The following is a 16,682-nucleotide window of genomic DNA, read 5'->3' on the forward strand; positions in this document are numbered from 1 at the left end:
GAACTCGGATGTTGACCTTCTGAACTCGGATGTTGACCTTCTGAACTCGGATGTTGACCTTCTGAACTCGGATGTTGACCTTCTGAACTCGAAATTTTTAAAATTTTAAAAGAACAAGTAAAAATTTTGTTTAAATAAAAATAAAATTCAAGCTACATCTCACCTTGACAGCGCTACTCCTAACTCTTGTACAGACGCGATTCATCGCGTCTCTCTTAAAGGACTTACGCAAAACTATATGCTGTAGGGGCAATTCATGAATTGCCCCTACCAGAGAATAAGGGTTTCGGCTGTTGTTTGCGTAAGTCCTGTCTTATTACAAACGCCATTAATCGCGTCTCTCCCAACTCCTAACTTTCTTATGCACGCCCTATCGATTCCCACCTGGATTATTCATATTTCTAGCGTTATTGAGTGGATTGTCGCCATCTGGTTAATCTGGATTTACGGCGAGCTCACTAATAACCGCAGCTGGTGGGGATTATCCCTTGCCATGTTACCAGCTTTAGTTAGCGCTATGTGTGCCTGTACTTGGCATTATTTCGACAACGCCGAATCTCTAGAATGGCTAGTAACACTTCAAGCTACTATGACCTTAGTTGGTAATTTTACCCTTTGGGGAGCGGCGTTTTTGATTTGGCGTTCTACCAAATCTTCTAACACTGTTGAACCAGAACCTATTAAATCAGAGCCATGATTTCTAAAGAAACCCTGTTTGCACTTTCACTGTTTCCCTATTTGGGTTTCTTGTGGTTTCTCAGCCGCAGTCCACAAATGCCGCGTTTAGCGCTGTATGGATTTTACGGCACTCTCGTATTTGTTGCCATCACCATCCCCGCCGGAATTTATGCTGTATTGCATTATGGCAAGTCTTTGGCAGAAGTGGATTGGTTACACGGTGGTGCAGAAGTATTTTTGACCCTTTCTAACATCTTGCTTGTGCTAGGTTTTGGGCAAGCTGTCAGAGAATTAAAAATCAAAAATGAAAACTAGGAACCCCAGCGATCGCTAGAGCTTTGATTGTATTGAGTTATGAGGAAGAAGTAAATGGATGTGATTCCAGCAATTGATTTGCTAGAAGGTCGCTGTGTGCGACTGTATCAGGGAGACTACGATCGCTCACAAGTTTTTAGCGAAAACCCTGTTGATGTAGCCAAACAATGGGTAGATGAAGGTGCTACTAGACTGCATATAGTTGATTTAGATGGTGCTAAAGCAGGTAAAGTAGTAAACTTGGGGGCAATAGAAGCGATCGCTCATGCGGTGTCAGTGCCCATCGAAATTGGTGGAGGGTTGCGCGATCGCACTAGCCTGCAACAAATATTCAATCTCGGCGTACAGTGGGCAATTCTCGGAACCATCGCCGTAGAACAACCCCAGCTAGTACAACAACTGTGTGAAGAATTTCCCGGACAGATTATTATTGGCATTGATGCCCGTAACGGCAAAGTAGCAACTCGCGGTTGGTTAGAAACCTCAGAAGTTTTAGCAACTCAACTGGCTGTACAAATGCAAGAATTGGGTGCAGCCGCCATAATTTACACAGATATTCACCGAGATGGTACTCTCATCGGCCCCAATTTAGAGGCTTTACGAGAACTTGCATCGGTAATTTCCATCCCAATAATTGCCTCTGGTGGGGTAAGTTCTGTCACCGATTTGTTGAGTCTGTTGGCGCTAGAACCTCAAGGCGTGACTGGTGTGATTGTCGGACGTGCTTTATATACTGGGGATATTTTACTCAAAGAAGCGTTGCGAGCGATCGGGCCAGGAAGGATTCAGGATATTCCACCCAATTTAGGTTTTTCTAGTTTTGCTTAACATTTTCTGTCTTTAGCAGAACACTCTACACACTGACTCGGAATACCGAGTCTCAGTGGAGGACTTAAACCCGTTTATTCATCCGCCACTCGCACAGAATTCAATTCTGAATTCTGGCTCCTGACTCCTGGATTCTGTTCGTTAAACTTAAATTTTCTGTGATATATTTCCGTAATCCACAATACCCGTGATGTAGATAATATTGTAGTCAATTTTCAAATTCACTATTATGTCTAGTCAAGAACCAACGTCTAGTCAAGAACCAAATTCCAACCAAGCATTTGACCAAACACAGCCCATTGGAACGAAGAGGAGGAAACCACAACCTCCTCCAGACATTAAAAAACCAAAGAGAACTGAATGAATTTGATATTTTCTTGTAGAGGCTTAATTTAAATTAAGTCTCTACAACTCTAAAAAACAATAAATCAACTTATTTGTTTTTTGCTTGAGTCTTTGCCTGTTCTAAGGCTATTTCTTTGATTGCCTGATACGAATTAACATTTGAATTACCTTCAATCGCTTTAACCGCCAAATCTTGAACTTGTTTCAGAGCAGATTCAAGTTGTTTAGAAAGATTTTGAATTCGCGTCTCTTGGTTAGTAATAGTTTGCTCTAGAGATTGCAGCCTTTGTTCATAAAAACGCTTTTGCCCTTCCACTTCTTTAGAGTATAAATCTGATTTTACTTTCGCTTGGTAGTGGGCAATGCCTTTACCTTCTTCTATAGCTTTTTTGATAGCAGCTTCTTTATCTTTCGGAAAAGCCTCTACCTTGACTTTTAATTCTTCAAATTGTTTCTCTCTCTCAGAAATTTCTTTCTCTCGTTCAGCCCACTGTTTCTCTGTCTCTTGTAGTAATTCTTCTAGTTGCTTATATAGTGCTTTTTGCCCTTGTTCGTATTCGTCACTTTGCAGTTGCCGTTGGAGTTCTAAATTATACTTATACTCTGAGGCATCACGCTGCCGAGTTTTATTTGAGTTTTCATTTCGTTCTTTTATAGCCCGTTGCTGTTCCTCCTGTTCTTTCCCCCAAGTATTCTTTTGCTCTAGTATTTCTTGGAATAACACTTCAGAACGCTGGTTATATTCTTCCTGATAAGCCTTAGTATTATCTTCATAAGCTTGGATGAGAGTATCCAATATATCGTCAGAAACTTCCAAATTGTGCAACTGCGATAATTGTTGGATTTCTACTTCTAAATTTTGCCTGATTTCTTCTAAATTAGAGGCTTTTGTGGTTAGCTGTTCCGATAATTCATTAGCAGCACTGCCAAAACCTAATTGAATCTTCGCCAAGCTTTCAATTGTATTGTTCATTTTTTGTTGGACATTAGAAAGCTGATTCATAGCTGTTTTTTGTTCTAGTTTAGGCTGTTCTTTAGTTCCAGACTGTTTTTCTTTGGCAACTTGGTCAAGTTCAGATTTCAGCGCTGCTTTCTCTTTGGCTAACTCCTCATACGCCTGAAGAATTTCTACCTTAGTATTCTTATCAGTCGGTTTTTTTACCACCACAACAAACCTCCTCTTCAGGAATTAAAAATGTTTAATATGCTATAGACTCGTAACTATTTGGAATTAGAACTACCAAAAGCCCTCATAGCTAGGTCTTGTGCTTGTTTTAATGCAGTTTGCAATTGAGCAGAAATTCCTTCTATTTGTTCAGATTGTTTCTTAATTGTTTCTTCTAAAGATTGAATCTTTTGCTCATAACTCTGTTTATTAGATTCCCATTCTCTCTCAAATAAATCAGCCTCAACTTTAGCTTTTTGACTTGTTTCCTTAATTGCCTCTTCTCTAGCTTTCTTAACGGCTTCTTCGAGTTCGTTAGGAAATGTAGTTACCTTTTGTTCATAATCTGCAAAAAGTGGTTGGCGTTCGGCAAATATCTTTTCTCGTTCTGCCCAATCTTTCTCTTTATTTTGATAATTTTCTTGGATTTCCCTTTGCTGTTGGCGTTTGATAGCTTCGTAGCTATCTGTATTGAGTTTACGAGTATTTTCTAATTTATACTGAAATTCTTCTTGCTCTAGCTGACGGTCTTTAGCTAATAAATCATTATATTCTTGGAGCTTTTCTTCATACTCTGCTTGCTCTTTTTGCCATTCTTTTCGCTTAATTGCAATTTCTTTTTCTAATGCTTCCCTTTTACTGATGGTATCTTGCTCTAGAGTTTTTAATTTTTCTTGGTGTTCTTGACTTAAAATGTCTAGAGTATCCGCTACAACTCTTATTTGTTGAAGCTCTTGTAAGCGTTGAGTTTCAATTTCTATAGCTCGGTTTAATTCATCCAACTTGGAATTCTCCTGAGCTAGTTTTTCAGATAAGCCGTTGAGAATACTACCAAACTCCAATTGTAAATCAGCTAAACCTTTAACAATACTATCGACCGTATATGAAGAAGCTGCTTGCAGAATCTGTTGACTTTTTGCCTTGTCTGCTTCCTCTTGTTTGGTTGCAATTTTAGATTCCAGCTTTTTTCTTTGGATAATAATTTGTTGAAATGCTTGCATTAGTTGTTGTTTGCTGTCCTTGACTCCAACTGTAGTCATCTTTCAACTCCCTTCAATAGGCAAATGATTTATTGGGTAGCAAGCCATACCAAGGACTACCCCATGCAGACATCACAGTAGCTTTTAAATCAACATTTTTAAGCAGTGTAAATACTGAATGATCAATATAGGGTACTTAGGCAGCTACGAATTTTCCACAAGTATGTCTTTCTATTTTCTAGGTAAAGTTTTCTTTTTGAGAAAGTAGTACAAAAATACTATAATAAATATACCTACCTCATCTCTTCTTGTCAAGACAATCCTTTATGTAATTGGGTTACATAAATAAAGTCAGAACTTACGCAAGAGTGATTTATGATTTAAGAGGCTACAAAAATGTATATTACTTTTTGTAAAGAAAATCTAAAAGAATTAACCCTAGCAGAAGCGCGATCGCACTAAGGCGAGATAATAGATTTAACTAGTCGCGGAAGTCACCGCCTTCAATGTACTCATAAGGTGGGGATAGGGAGCGGGGGATGAGGATTGCATCTGGGATTGATTTTTTACAAAGTCAAAACAAATTCCAGATGTATGACGAATCCCCAAAATAAACTGAATAGAATTGTTGGGTCTTGACCACCAATGCCATAAGCGAAAACCAAGCTAATAGGTAAGTGTAGCAAGAGAAAGATTTGGGTCTTGGGAACCAGGACTTCTGCCCTTGGAGGGAATGTAAGACCAAAAAAACTGCGGAGTTCTGGAGGCTGTTCCCGATGAATTGGGAAGCCCTGTCCGTCTTATGGCAGGGTAGTTCACTCATGCTAATTGATACAAGCACAGTCCCAGACTTTTGTGATATCAATGTATACCAGTGAATCGACCAAATACTCTACTAAAACGGATATTGGACAAACCAGCCGTATTCTAGTAGTAGAAGATGAAGAATTAATCCAGGAAATGCTAGCTGTAGCCTTGGAAGAGGAAGGTTACAGGGTGATAACTGCACCCGATGGGCGATCTGCTATAGAGTATCTCAAAAGTTTTGAAGCCAACTCAGGGGAAGTTCCCTTTGATCTAATCATTCTTGATTTGATGCTGCCGCAAATCAATGGGCTAGACATTTGCCGTTTACTACGTCATCAAGGAAACCCAGTACCGATTTTAATGCTTAGTGCAAAGGGTAGCGAAACTGACCGTGTTTTGGGGTTAGAGGTGGGAGCAGATGACTACCTGACCAAACCTTTTAGTATGCGTGAGTTAGTAGCTCGTTGTCGCGCTTTACTCCGCCGCCAACGCCTAAGTAATTTGCCACAACTACCAGTATTAAAATTTAAGGATGTCACCTTGAACCCTCAAGAATGCCGAGTGGTGGTTCGTGGTCAAGAGGTGAATCTTTCGCCTAAAGAGTTCCGCTTGCTGGAACTGTTTATGAGTTACGCCCGTAGGGTATGGTCGCGGGAACAATTGCTAGATCAGGTTTGGGGCCCAGATTTTGTTGGTGATAGTAAAACCGTAGATGTTCATATTCGGTGGTTGCGTGAAAAATTAGAGCAAGACCCCAGTCATCCCGAATATATTGTGACTGTACGAGGTTTTGGCTATCGGTTTGGATAATTAGTTTAGATAGTTGTTAGTTTTTAATAATCACCAAAAAACTAACAACTCAAATGCTTTTATTGGGATTTTTTCTGGGTTTAGCGGTAGGCATTGGGTTTTGGGTTTGGCAACAGGTTCAGCTTAAGCGCTACCTGGGGCACTTACCCCGACCGTTAACCTTGCATTCTTCCAAAATGGGACTGCTGCTGATTCCTGGGTTACGGCAAAAAATAGCAATGATGAATCAGCAACAGCATGATTTGCAGGAGTCATTGCAAACCTACCAAGACTTGCTAGATTTTGCACCAGTAGGGTATTTGCAGGTGGATGAGGAAAATCAACTGCTTTGGTGTAATCGGCAGGCGCAGGAAACTTTGTATCTCAAAAGGTGGCAACCACAACAGGTGCGCTTGTTATTAGAGTTGGTGCGGTCTTACGAACTTGACCATTTAATTGAGCAAACTCGTGATTGGCAAAAACCGCAGACGGGAGAATGGATATTTCATCCATCTTGTGATGATGCAGCAGAGATGCAAACAATAAAATCTCTGGCTTTGCGAGCATCTAGCTTGCCTTTGCCCAATGGACAAGTAGGAGTATTTTTAGAAAATCGTCAACCCCTGTTAGATATAAATCAAGTACGCGATCGCTCTTTTTCTGATTTAGCCCACGAACTCAGAACCCCCTTGACTTCGATTCGCTTGGTTGCAGAAACACTACAAATCCGCTTGGAACCACCTTTAAATCGTTGGGTTAACCGTTTGATGCAAGAAGTTGATCGATTGATTAACTTAGTGCAAAGCTGGCTAGACCTGACCCAAATGGAAGCAAACCCAACCATGCAATTGCGAACCAAAGATGTAGAATTGCGATCGCTAATTACATCTGTTTGGGAGACATTAGAACCTCTAGCACAGCGTCAACACCTGTCTCTTTCTTATTCTGGCCCAGAAAATCTCTGGATTAAGGCAGATCAAGCCCGGATTTTCCAAGTTTTTCTTAACTTACTAGACAACAGTATTAAATACAGTCCTCCTTCTACAAGTATTCACGTTGAAGCAAAAATCTTATCAACAAAGGATAACGATCCTACTTCTCCAATTCTAGAAATAAATCTTATTGATTCTGGAGTCGGGTTTTCTGAGGCAGATTTACCCCACATTTTTGAGCGATTTTATCGAGGAGATAAAGCGCGAACCCATTCCCCACAAGATAGTAACTCCGTATCCGCGATCGTTGGCAATGGTTTAGGATTAGCGATCGTTGAGCAAATTCTTCTAGCACATGGTGGTTCAATCAAAGCTATGAATCATCCAGAAACTGGTGGCGCGTGGATGCAACTCCAATTTCCTGAAGTTATGGCAAACTCCTTAAGCCAAGACTATAGTTAGTAATATCTTCACGTTTGAGATCACAAGTGTGAAAGCTGTTCATCATAGTCCCAATCCTCAAAAACCCCAACTCGCACGTGCCATTCGGCGCTTAGAACGAGACGTATTACGCATGGGCGCTTTGGTAGAACAATCATTTCGCCTCAGCCACCAAGCGTTATTCGCTCGTAACTTAACAGCAGCTGAGGAACTTCCTCGATTAGATAAAAAGATTGATCGCTTTTATCGTCAAATTGAATCAGACTGTACGGCAATCATGACGCTGCAAGCGCCTACGGCCCAAGATTTGCGCTGCTTGAGTGCTTTTATGCAATTGGTGAGAGACTTAGAGCGTATCGGCGATTATGCTGAGGATTTAGCTGAAATTGCGATTAAAATTTTTCCTTATGCGCCTCATTCGTGTCTATCTGAGATTGAAGCCATGTCCCTTCACGCACAGGCTATGTTAGCAACTAGCTTGAAGGCTTTGGGAGATTTCGATGAGGGTGGTGGTCGCCGTTTAAAGCACTTAGATGACACTGTAGACGATGCTTATGATCGCGTTTATGAAACTTTAGCCCAACAACGGGATGTACCTGGTGTAGTTGAGCCAATTGTGCTGCTAGCACTAGCAATTCGTTGTCTAGAACGGATGGCAGATCATGCCACTAATATCGGTCAGAGAGTAGCATATATTGTCACCGGTCAACGCTCTTAATTTACGTGTTGCCCCGAACCCCAGCTTTTTGAAGAAGTCGGGGTGATAAACTCAGCTGAAGTAAGGGCCATTGCACCCTACTATCTTCATAATTTTTGTGCCCACATACTTCCTGAATCTTAAGAAAATACTAAATTATTAAAAATAAAGTTAACTAAATATTTTACTAAAAGCTTACCTTTTCTTAAACTTGCACGATTAAAGTAACAAAGAAATCACTGAGAGATGACAAGAATTTTATGGTCTATCTCATTGATAGATACCTTAAACCATAAGTTATTGCCATCAGAAAACTTTAAGCTAGTCTCTAGCTCTGACCAAGAAAAATACACCTTTAAATGTATACTGGATCGTAATTTTATTTTTGAAAAAACTCAGTACAAGAAAAAGATCCTTCTTTCCCCTTGCCTTTTAAGGTAAATTAGTTCACAAATCAAGCAGATTTTTGTAGGTAAATTTTGATACAAATTATTAGAGTTTCTTAATCATTGTAAATAGCAAGATTCCCTGATAATTATGTAGTTACGGTTAATGATGTATTCCACAAGTCCTACTTCAAGCTCTTCTGCCGTGTCAAATAGCTCTGCTTTAAGCGAACAATTAACCCAGCAGATATTCGCCCGTAGGGAAGTAATTCCACTTCAAAATGATGTACTTTGGCGTATTGAACATGGTGCAGTTCGTACCTTAACGTGGAGTGAAGATGGAACATTCATCACTCTTGGTTATTGGGGATTAGGAGATTTGATTGGCTATCCTTTGTCTAAAGTTAAGCCCTACCAGATTGAATGTCTCACATGCGTAGAAGTAAGCATTGTGCCACCTCATCTGTGGCATCAAGATATTAATGCTTTGTTGTCTCATATTCAACAAGCAGAGAATCTACTAAGCATTGTGCATCAAAAACCGACTTCGCTCCGCTTGTGGCAGTTTTTAGTATGGTTAAGCGAAAAATTTGGACGTGATGTAGAGAAGGGCAAACTAATTGATTTAAATGTTACTCATCAAGATATTGCTGAAGTGTTAAATACCACACGAGTAACTGTTACTAGGCTCCTACAGCAGTTGGAAGAACAAGGAACAGTGTTACGTCACAAACGCCGCATTATTTTGCGTTTACCAAATCAATTAATAAAAAATTATGGTTTAGCAATATCTAACTGAACTTGCTTGTAATAATCACAGGATATAAGGTACAATTCTCGCTGTGATTGTGTGTAAAATTCCTGAAAGTAAAGTGCTACAAGCATTTTAGTGTTACTGGATTATATAGGTGTGAGTGGAAGTAAAAACATGACAAAACGATTCTGGAATCTTATTAAGATTAGTCCGGTTGTTTTAACTGCAACCTTTTTAGCTGCAAACAGTGCATTAGCTGCTGAAGTAAATGAACAGGTAACAAATGTTGCCCAGTTATCTGAAGCTCAGGACTCTAACAGCATCAGTCAGGTAACATCAGTTTCACAATTTTCGGATGTGCAACCTACAGATTGGGCATTTCAAGCTTTACAATCCTTAGTGGAGCGCTACGGCTGTATTGCAGGTTATCCCAATAGTACCTATCGTGGGAACCGTGCTTTGACCCGTTATGAATTTGCCGCAGGTTTGAATGCCTGTTTAGATCGGGTTAACGAACTGATTGCCACAGCTACTGCCGATTTGGTTAGTAAACAAGATTTAGCTACTTTACAGCGCTTACAAGAAGAATATTCTGCTGAACTGGCAACTCTGCGCGGTCGTGTTGATTCGGTAGAAGCCCGCACTGCTGAGTTGGAAGCGAACCAGTTCTCTACTACCACTAAGCTGGTTGGGGAAGCAATTTTCAACGTGTCTGATGTTTTTGGCGGAAATGATGATGATGATGATGATGATGATGACGGTGGCAATCTTCCTAATTTAGATAGCAACACAGTTTTCTCTAACCGCGTTCGTTTAAATTTGTATAGCAGCTTCACTGGTACAGACCGATTGCAAATTCGGTTGAATGCTGCGAATATTGTTTCCAATTCTGCTGTAACCGGTACCAATATGACCCGCTTGGGTTTTGATGGAAATAACGGCAACAGCGTTGAAATCGATAAAGTTAACTACGCTTTCAACTTTAGTAATGCAGCACGTATAAAAGTTGATGTTACTGGTGCTGAAGTATACGAAAATATCAACAATTTCAACCCTGACTTTGCTAGTTCTGGTAGCGGCGCTATTTCTCGCTATGGACGTTTCAGCCCAATTTACCGACCTGGTTCTGGTGGTGCTGGGTTGACTGTTACACTCAATCCTAAAGGTGCTATCAGCTTGTCTGCTGCTTATCTATCCAACGATGCTAACAGTCCTACTACCAGTGGTACCGATCCTGATCTAAATAACGGACTATTCAATGGTGATAGTACTATTTTAGGTCAATTAGCTTTCCAGCCAAGCCAAGCCTTGAACGTTGGTCTGACCTATGCTCGCAGTTACCAAGAAGATCCCAATGTCTTCGGAAGTACAGGTAGCTCCCTAGCCAATGATCCATTTGGAGGTGGTCGTGTTGATTCCAATCATTACGGTGTACAGGCTAACTTTAGACCTAGCTCTAAGTTAACTATTGGCGGTTGGGCAGGCTTCAGTAATGTGGAAGCTAGAACTGGTGCTGCTGCCGGACAGAGTGCAGATGTGTTTTACTGGGCTGCTACTCTTGGTATAAAGGACTTTGGCAGAGAAGGCAGCTTGCTTGGCTTGATCTTTGGCCAATCACCCAGAGTAACTAGCAGTGAATTCGCTCCCGGTGGTGTAGAGCAAGAGGATCTAGACACCTCTTATCACGCAGAAGCTCTTTATCGCCTAAAGGTCAGCGATAATATTGCCATTACCCCTGGCTTCTTAGTTATCTTCAATCCTGAACACAACGATGCCAACGATACCGTCTATGTAGGTACTCTGCGTACTACTTTCTCCTTCTAAAATCGGAGAATTGGAAATAACGATCAGAATTAGATAAACAAAACCCCACCTTGAGGTGGGGTTTTGTTTGGATTTTTCAATCTAAGGGAACCGTCGTAATATCTTTTGGGGGGCGATCGCTACTCCAAGCCCACCACACAGTACCACAGTGGCAATAATAAAACTCTTGCCATTTACGACGACGGTTCTCTGTAAGTACAGGCGATCGCCGATTGAGCCAAACTTTTTCAGCTTCTCGGCTACTTGAGTGGCAATTAGGACAGCAAAATTCGTATGCATGTATTGCCTTATTAGTCCATTCAGGCGGAAGGGTAGCAAAAGCGTCCATGTAGTTACAAGTGTAGTTGCAATGGTTATCCAAAACTTTGAGGTTTTGAATTTAGCGGCAAACGGATACTATAAAATCCCGCCACACTATCAAACTGCTTGATCAATATTCTTATAGCTTGATTTGAATCTATTCACGAACCGCCATTTACTAATAAAATAACCATTTAGTAAAGATTGCCAGAGCATGTTACAAATCAAAGGTTAACACTAATGATAACTAAAATACTTACCATGCACATTATGGCTAATAATTAAATTTATGGAGCCAAATGTTGAAATTCGTCGTCTATTAGATGTAATGCCTGCTTCTGGTCGGATGACGACAAAAATCGTTAGTAAGCCGGAACAGGCAAAAGTGATTGACACCTCCTTTCCCCAACCCTGGAATCAGGCGCGACCGATATATATTAATTTCGATTTGTGGTGTCGCCTAGCAAAGCCGCAACGAGACTTACTGCTGTTGCAGATGGTTAGCTGGTTGACGGGGGTGAAGTGGTTTAAACCCGACATTTATCAAGGTGTGGTGCTGGCAGGGTTATTAGGTGGATTATTAGAAGCATCACAATCAGATGTGGTGGGTATAGCCATAGCTGGGGGATTAAGTGCGATCGCAGCTTTTCGGATCTGGCGGACTAATAAATCTCAAGAGTCAGAGTTAAATGCCGATGCAGCAGCAATTCGCATAGCGCAACGGCGTGGTTATTCAGAAGTTGAAGCAGCGCAACATTTGTTATCTGCAATTGAAGCGGTAGCTAAAATAGAAGGGCGTTCTGCTTTGAATTTTACTGAGTTGATTCGTTGCCAAAACCTAAGAGCGATCGCAGGCTTATCACCAGTGGGTATGCCAGAAAATTATAATCGGTAGCATAAACGTCTCTACTGCCCACTTGTAGCAATTTGTGGGTTTTGATTGCGATCGCTCTCAAAATATCTCTTAAAATTAGATGTTGGTATTATCTGAGCGTGCTTAAATTGTACTTTTTTCTCATTACAGCAAGCTTTTAACCACAAATGCGGCTTTGTGCATTTACCTCAAAGCTTCTAACGGATTGTAAGAGATGAATCTCCAAGTAGCTGCAATGCGTGGGGCTATTCTACACTGGAATAAGAGAATGTGTTTAACTAGTCGCGGAAGTCCCCGCCTTCAATGTACTCATAAGGTGGGGATAGGGAGCGGGGGATGAGGATTGCATCTGGGATTGATTTTTTACAAAGTCAAAACAAATTCCAGATGTATGACGAATCCCCAAAATAAACTGAATAGAATTGTTGGGTCTTGACCACCAATGCCATAAGCGAAAACCAAGCTAATAGGTAAGTGTAGCAAGAGAAAGATTTGGGTCTTGGGAACCAGGACTTCTGCCCTTGGAGGGAATGTAAGACCAAAAAAACTGCGGAGTTCTGGAGGCTGTTCCCGATGAATTGGGAAGCCCTGTCCGTCTTACGGCAGGGTAGTTCACATTCTGTCAGTTACTAACGGAGTTGATAGGAATGGGTAACTTTATTATTTTTGTCTTGATAGTGGCTTACGGAGGCGGCGTTTGGAAGTTTTGGAATGGCTTTGGACGGACTAATTTCAATCCAAGTTTGACCAATCGCATTGGTTTATCTTTGCTATGGCCAGCTTTGTTTATTACAAATCCATCCTATCGTCGAAACTTTAAAAAGGCATTGAAAGGTTAGAGTTTAGTTTTAATTCTAATGTCGTCTGAGGGTAAGGTTAGCATATATATCAATACAAACCTAACCCATCAACCCCCTTTCCCTACTAGGGAAAGGGGGTTGTATTTTCTCATCCTAACAAGGAGAGGAATTAGGGGAAGGATAAGTTCGTAATGTTAACAAGTGCGACTTGTAAAGTATTGGGAACTATTTTCACGACTCAATCAATTTAGGTTAGGAATTATTTTCCATTGGTCAGCAAATGGATTGCTGCGCCAACAGCTGCACCATCAACAGCATTTCCAAGAGTATCTCTCTTATCGCCAGTAATTACGCCAGTCACTGCGCTAGCACCTGCACCGACTCCGACATCTTGACCAATATTGCGGTTACGACGATTGCGAGTGTTTCTCAGACCATTTGCACCATTGACGGCTGCACCAGTGACACCACCTTTAACAGCGTTGCCTAATACACTACCATTTCCCCTAACGGCTCCGGTGACGACATTGGTAACAGCCCCAATGCCTGCATCTCTTAGTACTTGGTCATCAGCAGCAGCAGGTTTAGCAGGAACCAAAGTTGTACCAACTAGACTTGCAGCCATGAGGCTGGGTAGGAGTGAGCGTTTTAGGATATTATTCATTGTGTTACCTTCTCAAAGCATCAAACAATCAGCTAAAAACCAAAGTTACTTAGTTCGGAGAAAATTTGATTTTTTATCGGAACAACAGCAACTAATTATTGTTTGAGAACATATATATAATCACATTTATAAAGTCATAGCTCCATCCCCTGAAAGCATGAATATAAATTAAGCCTTGAGAAGGTCTTTCTGATTTCTTTGGTGATACTGGGGATTACACATTGACAAAATCACTTAAATATAAATATATCTCTGTCGATACGAAACCTTCATTTTTTCATTACTAGCAGCTATTTACGACGATCAGCCGTATTGTATTTACTCCATACTTAACCGTTTAAGCTGGGATTCAATGGCTGCCAAAAGTTGGTGTTGTTGCCAATCTTGGCTCAGATGGGCGGCTATGCAAGCTGCTCCAGCACCCATACCTTCTTTCACAAAGCCCTGCTCATAGGCTCTCAGTTGAGGATAACAAGAATCAGCAAAGCTTAGATTCGTTGCTAATAGGGTAGGGGTTCCTCCACTCTGAGTTAAGTTGCCTTTCCCTAAGTTGAGTGCTAAGTCAACTGTAGCGCCAGTAGGATCTTCTGCCACCCAACGGGTTGTGCCTACAACCACTGCTTCTGGTTGCCATGATAAAGCGTAAGTCTGAGCGATCGCACCGATCAGAGCATAAACCGCCAGCATTTGCGTTCCGCCAGCCAGCATTACACCGCAACTACGACTAGCTGCGATCGCCATCCCAGCTACCACCACCTGCATGGGATCACCCACGGCGGCGGCTAGTTCTAAAGGATCTACAGAATTTTGCATTGAAGATTGGAAGTTTATCTCCCCCTGCCCCCTGCTCCCTGCCCCCTGCTCCCTGCTCCCTTTCATCTTCTCTAGCCCAGCTTGTACTAGTGCCCATTTTTGACCGTGGTTACAAATAGGATGGCTGCTGTTAACTTTTCCGGCAGCCTCTATACCTAAACCAGTTAAAATTGCCAGGGCAGTTGTAGTACCTCCAACGACGCACTCACCCAGAATTACATACCCATCTTGCATATTGGCAGCAAGGCGTTCTCCCCAAAGTAACCCTTGCTTAAACAAGTGATGTACCACTGTAATTTCCATAGCAGCACCTTCACTTAAACACTTAGCAGGAGCGCCACCTAAATCAATGACTGGAACAGCAGGCGGCTGGGGTAAACCAGCATCAAACAAATGAACTGGTATCTTTAGTGACTCAAAGACAGCGCGAGAAATCAGCACAGGTGAAGCGCCAGCTGTTAATGGTGGTAAGGGATATTGGGCTTTATGTTCTGGGCCGTAATACAAAAACTCGGCATCAGCACAAGCGGTATATTTCCGATCCTCTGGAGTGCGGCCAGCCGCCGAAATCCCTGGAATTAGACCAGTTTCAGTAAATCCTAAAACACACGCAAATAGGGGTAGGCAACCACGATACCGCCGTAGCCATTCTTCGCCCTGTTCTTTTTGGGTATAAATACGAATTTGGGAATTGGGCATTGGGAATTGGAAATTGGAAATTGAGAATGGGGAGAAGGGAATAACTAATGACAAATGACAAATGACAAATGACTATCCCTCATAATCCATGAGAACTTGTACCCAGCGTGGTGGACGGGGAATAGGGTTTCCCAGGCGATCGAAAAGCAACCATGCTGCGAGGTGCACCACAAAAAGGTAAATAAAATTATTGAGTAAAATTAAAGCGATCGCTCCCACTTGAATCAAAAATACGCTGGGACTTGCCAACAAACTCAGTTTCAAAAATACCCACTCAATGAACTCAGTCACTTGGGTAATCACATAAATCCATAGGTCTTCACCGGACAAAACAGATAGCAACCACAGCCGAAAAAAAACTCCCAAAGTACCCAACAGCGTACCCAAGCTGATAGAAACAATCCAGGGAACACGACGACGATACCATGCCGCTCCCAAAAGCACGCCCATAAACCCGTAGGGCATGACAAACAACAAACTGCGGGCTGGCCCCATTAGTACCGTCAGCAGTAACCCGGAGGTGAGTGCTGCCATCCATGCCGCACGCTTGCCCCAACGCAAATAAACTAGAGCGATCGGCACCGGAAAAAATATCCGCAAAACTGGGCCCAAGGGAAAGTAGAAATTAATAAACCAAATTAAGCTGGCAGTACTAGCTAAAAATGCCGTTTCTACCATCCTTAAGGGCGCGTCAGCCTTGAGTTGAGGAGGCATTAACTGCTGTTCTTTGTCTAACCAATGATTGTGGGGAGTTGAAGATTCAGGCGATGGATCTTCCTCCGGCTCATCTGGCATAGAATCTAAAATACTCATATTTGACAAGTTCTTAAACGATCATTCTTTCTAAGGCTGACAAGTCGGGAATACAAATAGTGTCTTGATCCCGTTTAATCAAGCCTTTTTTTTCTAGTCTTGTCAACACTCGTGTTACAGTTTCCCGTGCCAGTCCGCTCAAACTACTCAATTCCCGATGAGGTAGATTGGGGATTTCGGTTCCTGTTTGCCCTTTTTTTCCCTGTCCTTCTGCTAAAAATAGCAACGTATCTGCCACCCGTGACTGGCTATCAGATTCTCGCAACCGCAATCGGCGATTTACTTGCCGCAAACGTCGTGCCATTAATTGCGCTAATCGAACTCCTGCCAAGGGTTCTATCTGAAGTAACTTGACAAAATCCTGAGCGGGCATACTGCCAATTACCGTTGGGGCCAAGGTAATTACATCTGTGGATCGAGGGACTTCATCTAACGCTGCCATTTCACCGAACAATTCCCCTTTGCCAATAATATTCAGCGTTACCTCTTTTCCTTCCAAATTGTAAGTACGAATTTTTACCCATCCGTCCAAAATAAAATACACAGAACCACCCCAGTCATTTTCTAGCAGAATCACCTGATTGGCTGGGTGAGTGCGGGTGACAAGATGAATCAGGGCTGATTCCACAGCAGGTTCTGGCAACCCTTGAAAAAAGGGAGCGGAGGTGATCATCCAGGGATTAGCCTGTGCTTGCAAGCTATATCGGTCTTCCATTACGACATTTTTATTGAAGCTGCTATATACACACAACAAACAAGAGCGCCATTTTCAGCCTAA

Annotated in this window: 17 protein-coding genes; 10 read left to right on the top strand and 7 right to left on the bottom strand. The window is 41.9% G+C overall.

The annotated features are described in order from the left end of the window. The first annotated feature begins 361 nt into the window (after positions 1–361). From VB732_RS17775 to hisA, 3 genes are read left to right on the top strand one after another with little or no spacing between them, the layout of a single operon-like run. Complete coding sequence (locus tag VB732_RS17775; protein WP_323232226.1) at positions 362–697, top strand: DUF2499 domain-containing protein; 336 nt, start codon at positions 362–364, stop codon at positions 695–697. Beyond that, on the top strand, positions 694–993 hold the full coding sequence (locus tag VB732_RS17780) for a DUF3593 domain-containing protein (RefSeq protein ID WP_323232227.1): 300 nt from the start codon (positions 694–696) through the stop codon (positions 991–993). The genes VB732_RS17775 and VB732_RS17780 overlap by 4 nt, the downstream gene beginning before the upstream one ends. A gap of 54 nt (positions 994–1,047) precedes the next feature. Next, a complete protein-coding gene (gene hisA, locus VB732_RS17785; protein ID WP_323232228.1) occupies positions 1,048–1,821 on the top strand; it encodes a 1-(5-phosphoribosyl)-5-[(5-phosphoribosylamino)methylideneamino]imidazole-4-carboxamide isomerase in 774 nt (257 codons plus the stop codon). Positions 1,822–2,254: 433 nt separating this feature from the next. Here hisA and VB732_RS17790 read toward each other — a convergent pair whose 3' ends face one another. Together VB732_RS17790 and VB732_RS17795 are read right to left on the bottom strand one after the other, a co-directional pair. Next, a complete protein-coding gene (locus VB732_RS17790; protein WP_323232229.1) occupies positions 2,255–3,334 on the bottom strand; it encodes a hypothetical protein in 1,080 nt (359 codons plus the stop codon). Between the two features lie 53 nt (positions 3,335–3,387). Then, the gene (locus tag VB732_RS17795) at positions 3,388–4,371 is read right to left on the bottom strand and encodes a hypothetical protein (RefSeq protein WP_323232230.1); all 984 of its coding nucleotides are present in this window, start codon (positions 4,369–4,371) and stop codon (positions 3,388–3,390) included. An 804-nt stretch (positions 4,372–5,175) separates the two neighbouring features. On the opposite strand from VB732_RS17795, the gene VB732_RS17800 reads away from it, so the two are divergent. From VB732_RS17800 to VB732_RS17820, 5 genes are all read left to right on the top strand, one after another. Next, positions 5,176–5,928 (top strand): response regulator transcription factor, encoded by a 753-nt coding sequence (locus tag VB732_RS17800; protein WP_323232231.1) that lies wholly within the window; start codon positions 5,176–5,178, stop codon positions 5,926–5,928. A gap of 53 nt (positions 5,929–5,981) precedes the next feature. Continuing rightward, positions 5,982–7,301, top strand: a complete 1,320-nt coding sequence (locus tag VB732_RS17805) for a PAS domain-containing sensor histidine kinase (protein ID WP_323232233.1) — start codon at positions 5,982–5,984, stop codon at positions 7,299–7,301. 28 nt (positions 7,302–7,329) lie between these two features. Further along, entirely contained in the window at positions 7,330–7,998 is a 669-nt protein-coding gene (gene phoU, locus VB732_RS17810; RefSeq protein WP_323232234.1) for a phosphate signaling complex protein PhoU, read from the top strand. A gap of 531 nt (positions 7,999–8,529) precedes the next feature. Further along, positions 8,530–9,162, top strand: coding sequence for a Crp/Fnr family transcriptional regulator (locus tag VB732_RS17815; protein ID WP_323232235.1), 633 nt, complete (start codon positions 8,530–8,532; stop codon positions 9,160–9,162). Positions 9,163–9,291: 129 nt separating this feature from the next. Further along, complete coding sequence (locus VB732_RS17820) at positions 9,292–10,941, top strand: iron uptake porin (RefSeq protein ID WP_323232236.1); 1,650 nt, start codon at positions 9,292–9,294, stop codon at positions 10,939–10,941. Between the two features lie 76 nt (positions 10,942–11,017). Here the strand turns inward: VB732_RS17820 and VB732_RS17825 are convergent, their stop codons facing one another. After that, entirely contained in the window at positions 11,018–11,269 is a 252-nt protein-coding gene (locus VB732_RS17825) for a hypothetical protein (RefSeq protein ID WP_323232237.1), read from the bottom strand. A 261-nt stretch (positions 11,270–11,530) separates the two neighbouring features. On the opposite strand from VB732_RS17825, the gene VB732_RS17830 reads away from it, so the two are divergent. Next, positions 11,531–12,136: a DUF3318 domain-containing protein gene (locus VB732_RS17830; protein WP_323232238.1), complete on the top strand. Its 606-nt coding sequence runs from the start codon at positions 11,531–11,533 to the stop codon at positions 12,134–12,136. 626 nt (positions 12,137–12,762) lie between these two features. Next, positions 12,763–12,954, top strand: coding sequence for a hypothetical protein (locus VB732_RS17835; protein ID WP_323232239.1), 192 nt, complete (start codon positions 12,763–12,765; stop codon positions 12,952–12,954). Positions 12,955–13,174: 220 nt separating this feature from the next. Here VB732_RS17835 and VB732_RS17840 read toward each other — a convergent pair whose 3' ends face one another. The 4 genes from VB732_RS17840 to VB732_RS17855 form a co-directional block, all read right to left on the bottom strand. Continuing rightward, entirely contained in the window at positions 13,175–13,579 is a 405-nt protein-coding gene (locus VB732_RS17840) for a hypothetical protein (RefSeq protein ID WP_323232240.1), read from the bottom strand. Between the two features lie 318 nt (positions 13,580–13,897). Beyond that, complete coding sequence (gene cobT / locus VB732_RS17845) at positions 13,898–15,091, bottom strand: nicotinate mononucleotide-dependent phosphoribosyltransferase CobT (protein WP_323232241.1); 1,194 nt, start codon at positions 15,089–15,091, stop codon at positions 13,898–13,900. 72 nt (positions 15,092–15,163) lie between these two features. Further along, the gene (locus tag VB732_RS17850) at positions 15,164–15,904 is read right to left on the bottom strand and encodes a DUF2232 domain-containing protein (protein WP_323232242.1); all 741 of its coding nucleotides are present in this window, start codon (positions 15,902–15,904) and stop codon (positions 15,164–15,166) included. A gap of 13 nt (positions 15,905–15,917) precedes the next feature. Next, complete coding sequence (locus VB732_RS17855; protein WP_323232243.1) at positions 15,918–16,619, bottom strand: Crp/Fnr family transcriptional regulator; 702 nt, start codon at positions 16,617–16,619, stop codon at positions 15,918–15,920. Positions 16,620–16,682 lie beyond the last annotated feature (63 nt).

This window comes from Nostoc sp. UHCC 0252 (assembly GCF_034931145.1).
In the GTDB taxonomy this organism is placed as follows: domain Bacteria; phylum Cyanobacteriota; class Cyanobacteriia; order Cyanobacteriales; family Nostocaceae; genus Nostoc.

Coding starts and splice junctions, on each gene's coding strand:
- VB732_RS17775 (WP_323232226.1), top strand. CDS start 362: ATGCACGCCCTATCGATTCCCACCTGGATTATTCATATTTCTAGCGTT.
- VB732_RS17780 (WP_323232227.1), top strand. CDS start 694: ATGATTTCTAAAGAAACCCTGTTTGCACTTTCACTGTTTCCCTATTTG.
- hisA (WP_323232228.1), top strand. CDS start 1,048: ATGGATGTGATTCCAGCAATTGATTTGCTAGAAGGTCGCTGTGTGCGA.
- VB732_RS17795 (WP_323232230.1), bottom strand. CDS start 4,371: ATGACTACAGTTGGAGTCAAGGACAGCAAACAACAACTAATGCAAGCA.
- VB732_RS17800 (WP_323232231.1), top strand. CDS start 5,176: ATGTATACCAGTGAATCGACCAAATACTCTACTAAAACGGATATTGGA.
- VB732_RS17805 (WP_323232233.1), top strand. CDS start 5,982: ATGCTTTTATTGGGATTTTTTCTGGGTTTAGCGGTAGGCATTGGGTTT.
- VB732_RS17815 (WP_323232235.1), top strand. CDS start 8,530: ATGATGTATTCCACAAGTCCTACTTCAAGCTCTTCTGCCGTGTCAAAT.
- VB732_RS17820 (WP_323232236.1), top strand. CDS start 9,292: ATGACAAAACGATTCTGGAATCTTATTAAGATTAGTCCGGTTGTTTTA.
- VB732_RS17825 (WP_323232237.1), bottom strand. CDS start 11,269: ATGGACGCTTTTGCTACCCTTCCGCCTGAATGGACTAATAAGGCAATA.
- VB732_RS17830 (WP_323232238.1), top strand. CDS start 11,531: ATGGAGCCAAATGTTGAAATTCGTCGTCTATTAGATGTAATGCCTGCT.
- VB732_RS17835 (WP_323232239.1), top strand. CDS start 12,763: ATGGGTAACTTTATTATTTTTGTCTTGATAGTGGCTTACGGAGGCGGC.
- VB732_RS17840 (WP_323232240.1), bottom strand. CDS start 13,579: ATGAATAATATCCTAAAACGCTCACTCCTACCCAGCCTCATGGCTGCA.
- cobT (WP_323232241.1), bottom strand. CDS start 15,091: ATGCCCAATTCCCAAATTCGTATTTATACCCAAAAAGAACAGGGCGAA.
- VB732_RS17850 (WP_323232242.1), bottom strand. CDS start 15,904: ATGAGTATTTTAGATTCTATGCCAGATGAGCCGGAGGAAGATCCATCG.
- VB732_RS17855 (WP_323232243.1), bottom strand. CDS start 16,619: ATGGAAGACCGATATAGCTTGCAAGCACAGGCTAATCCCTGGATGATC.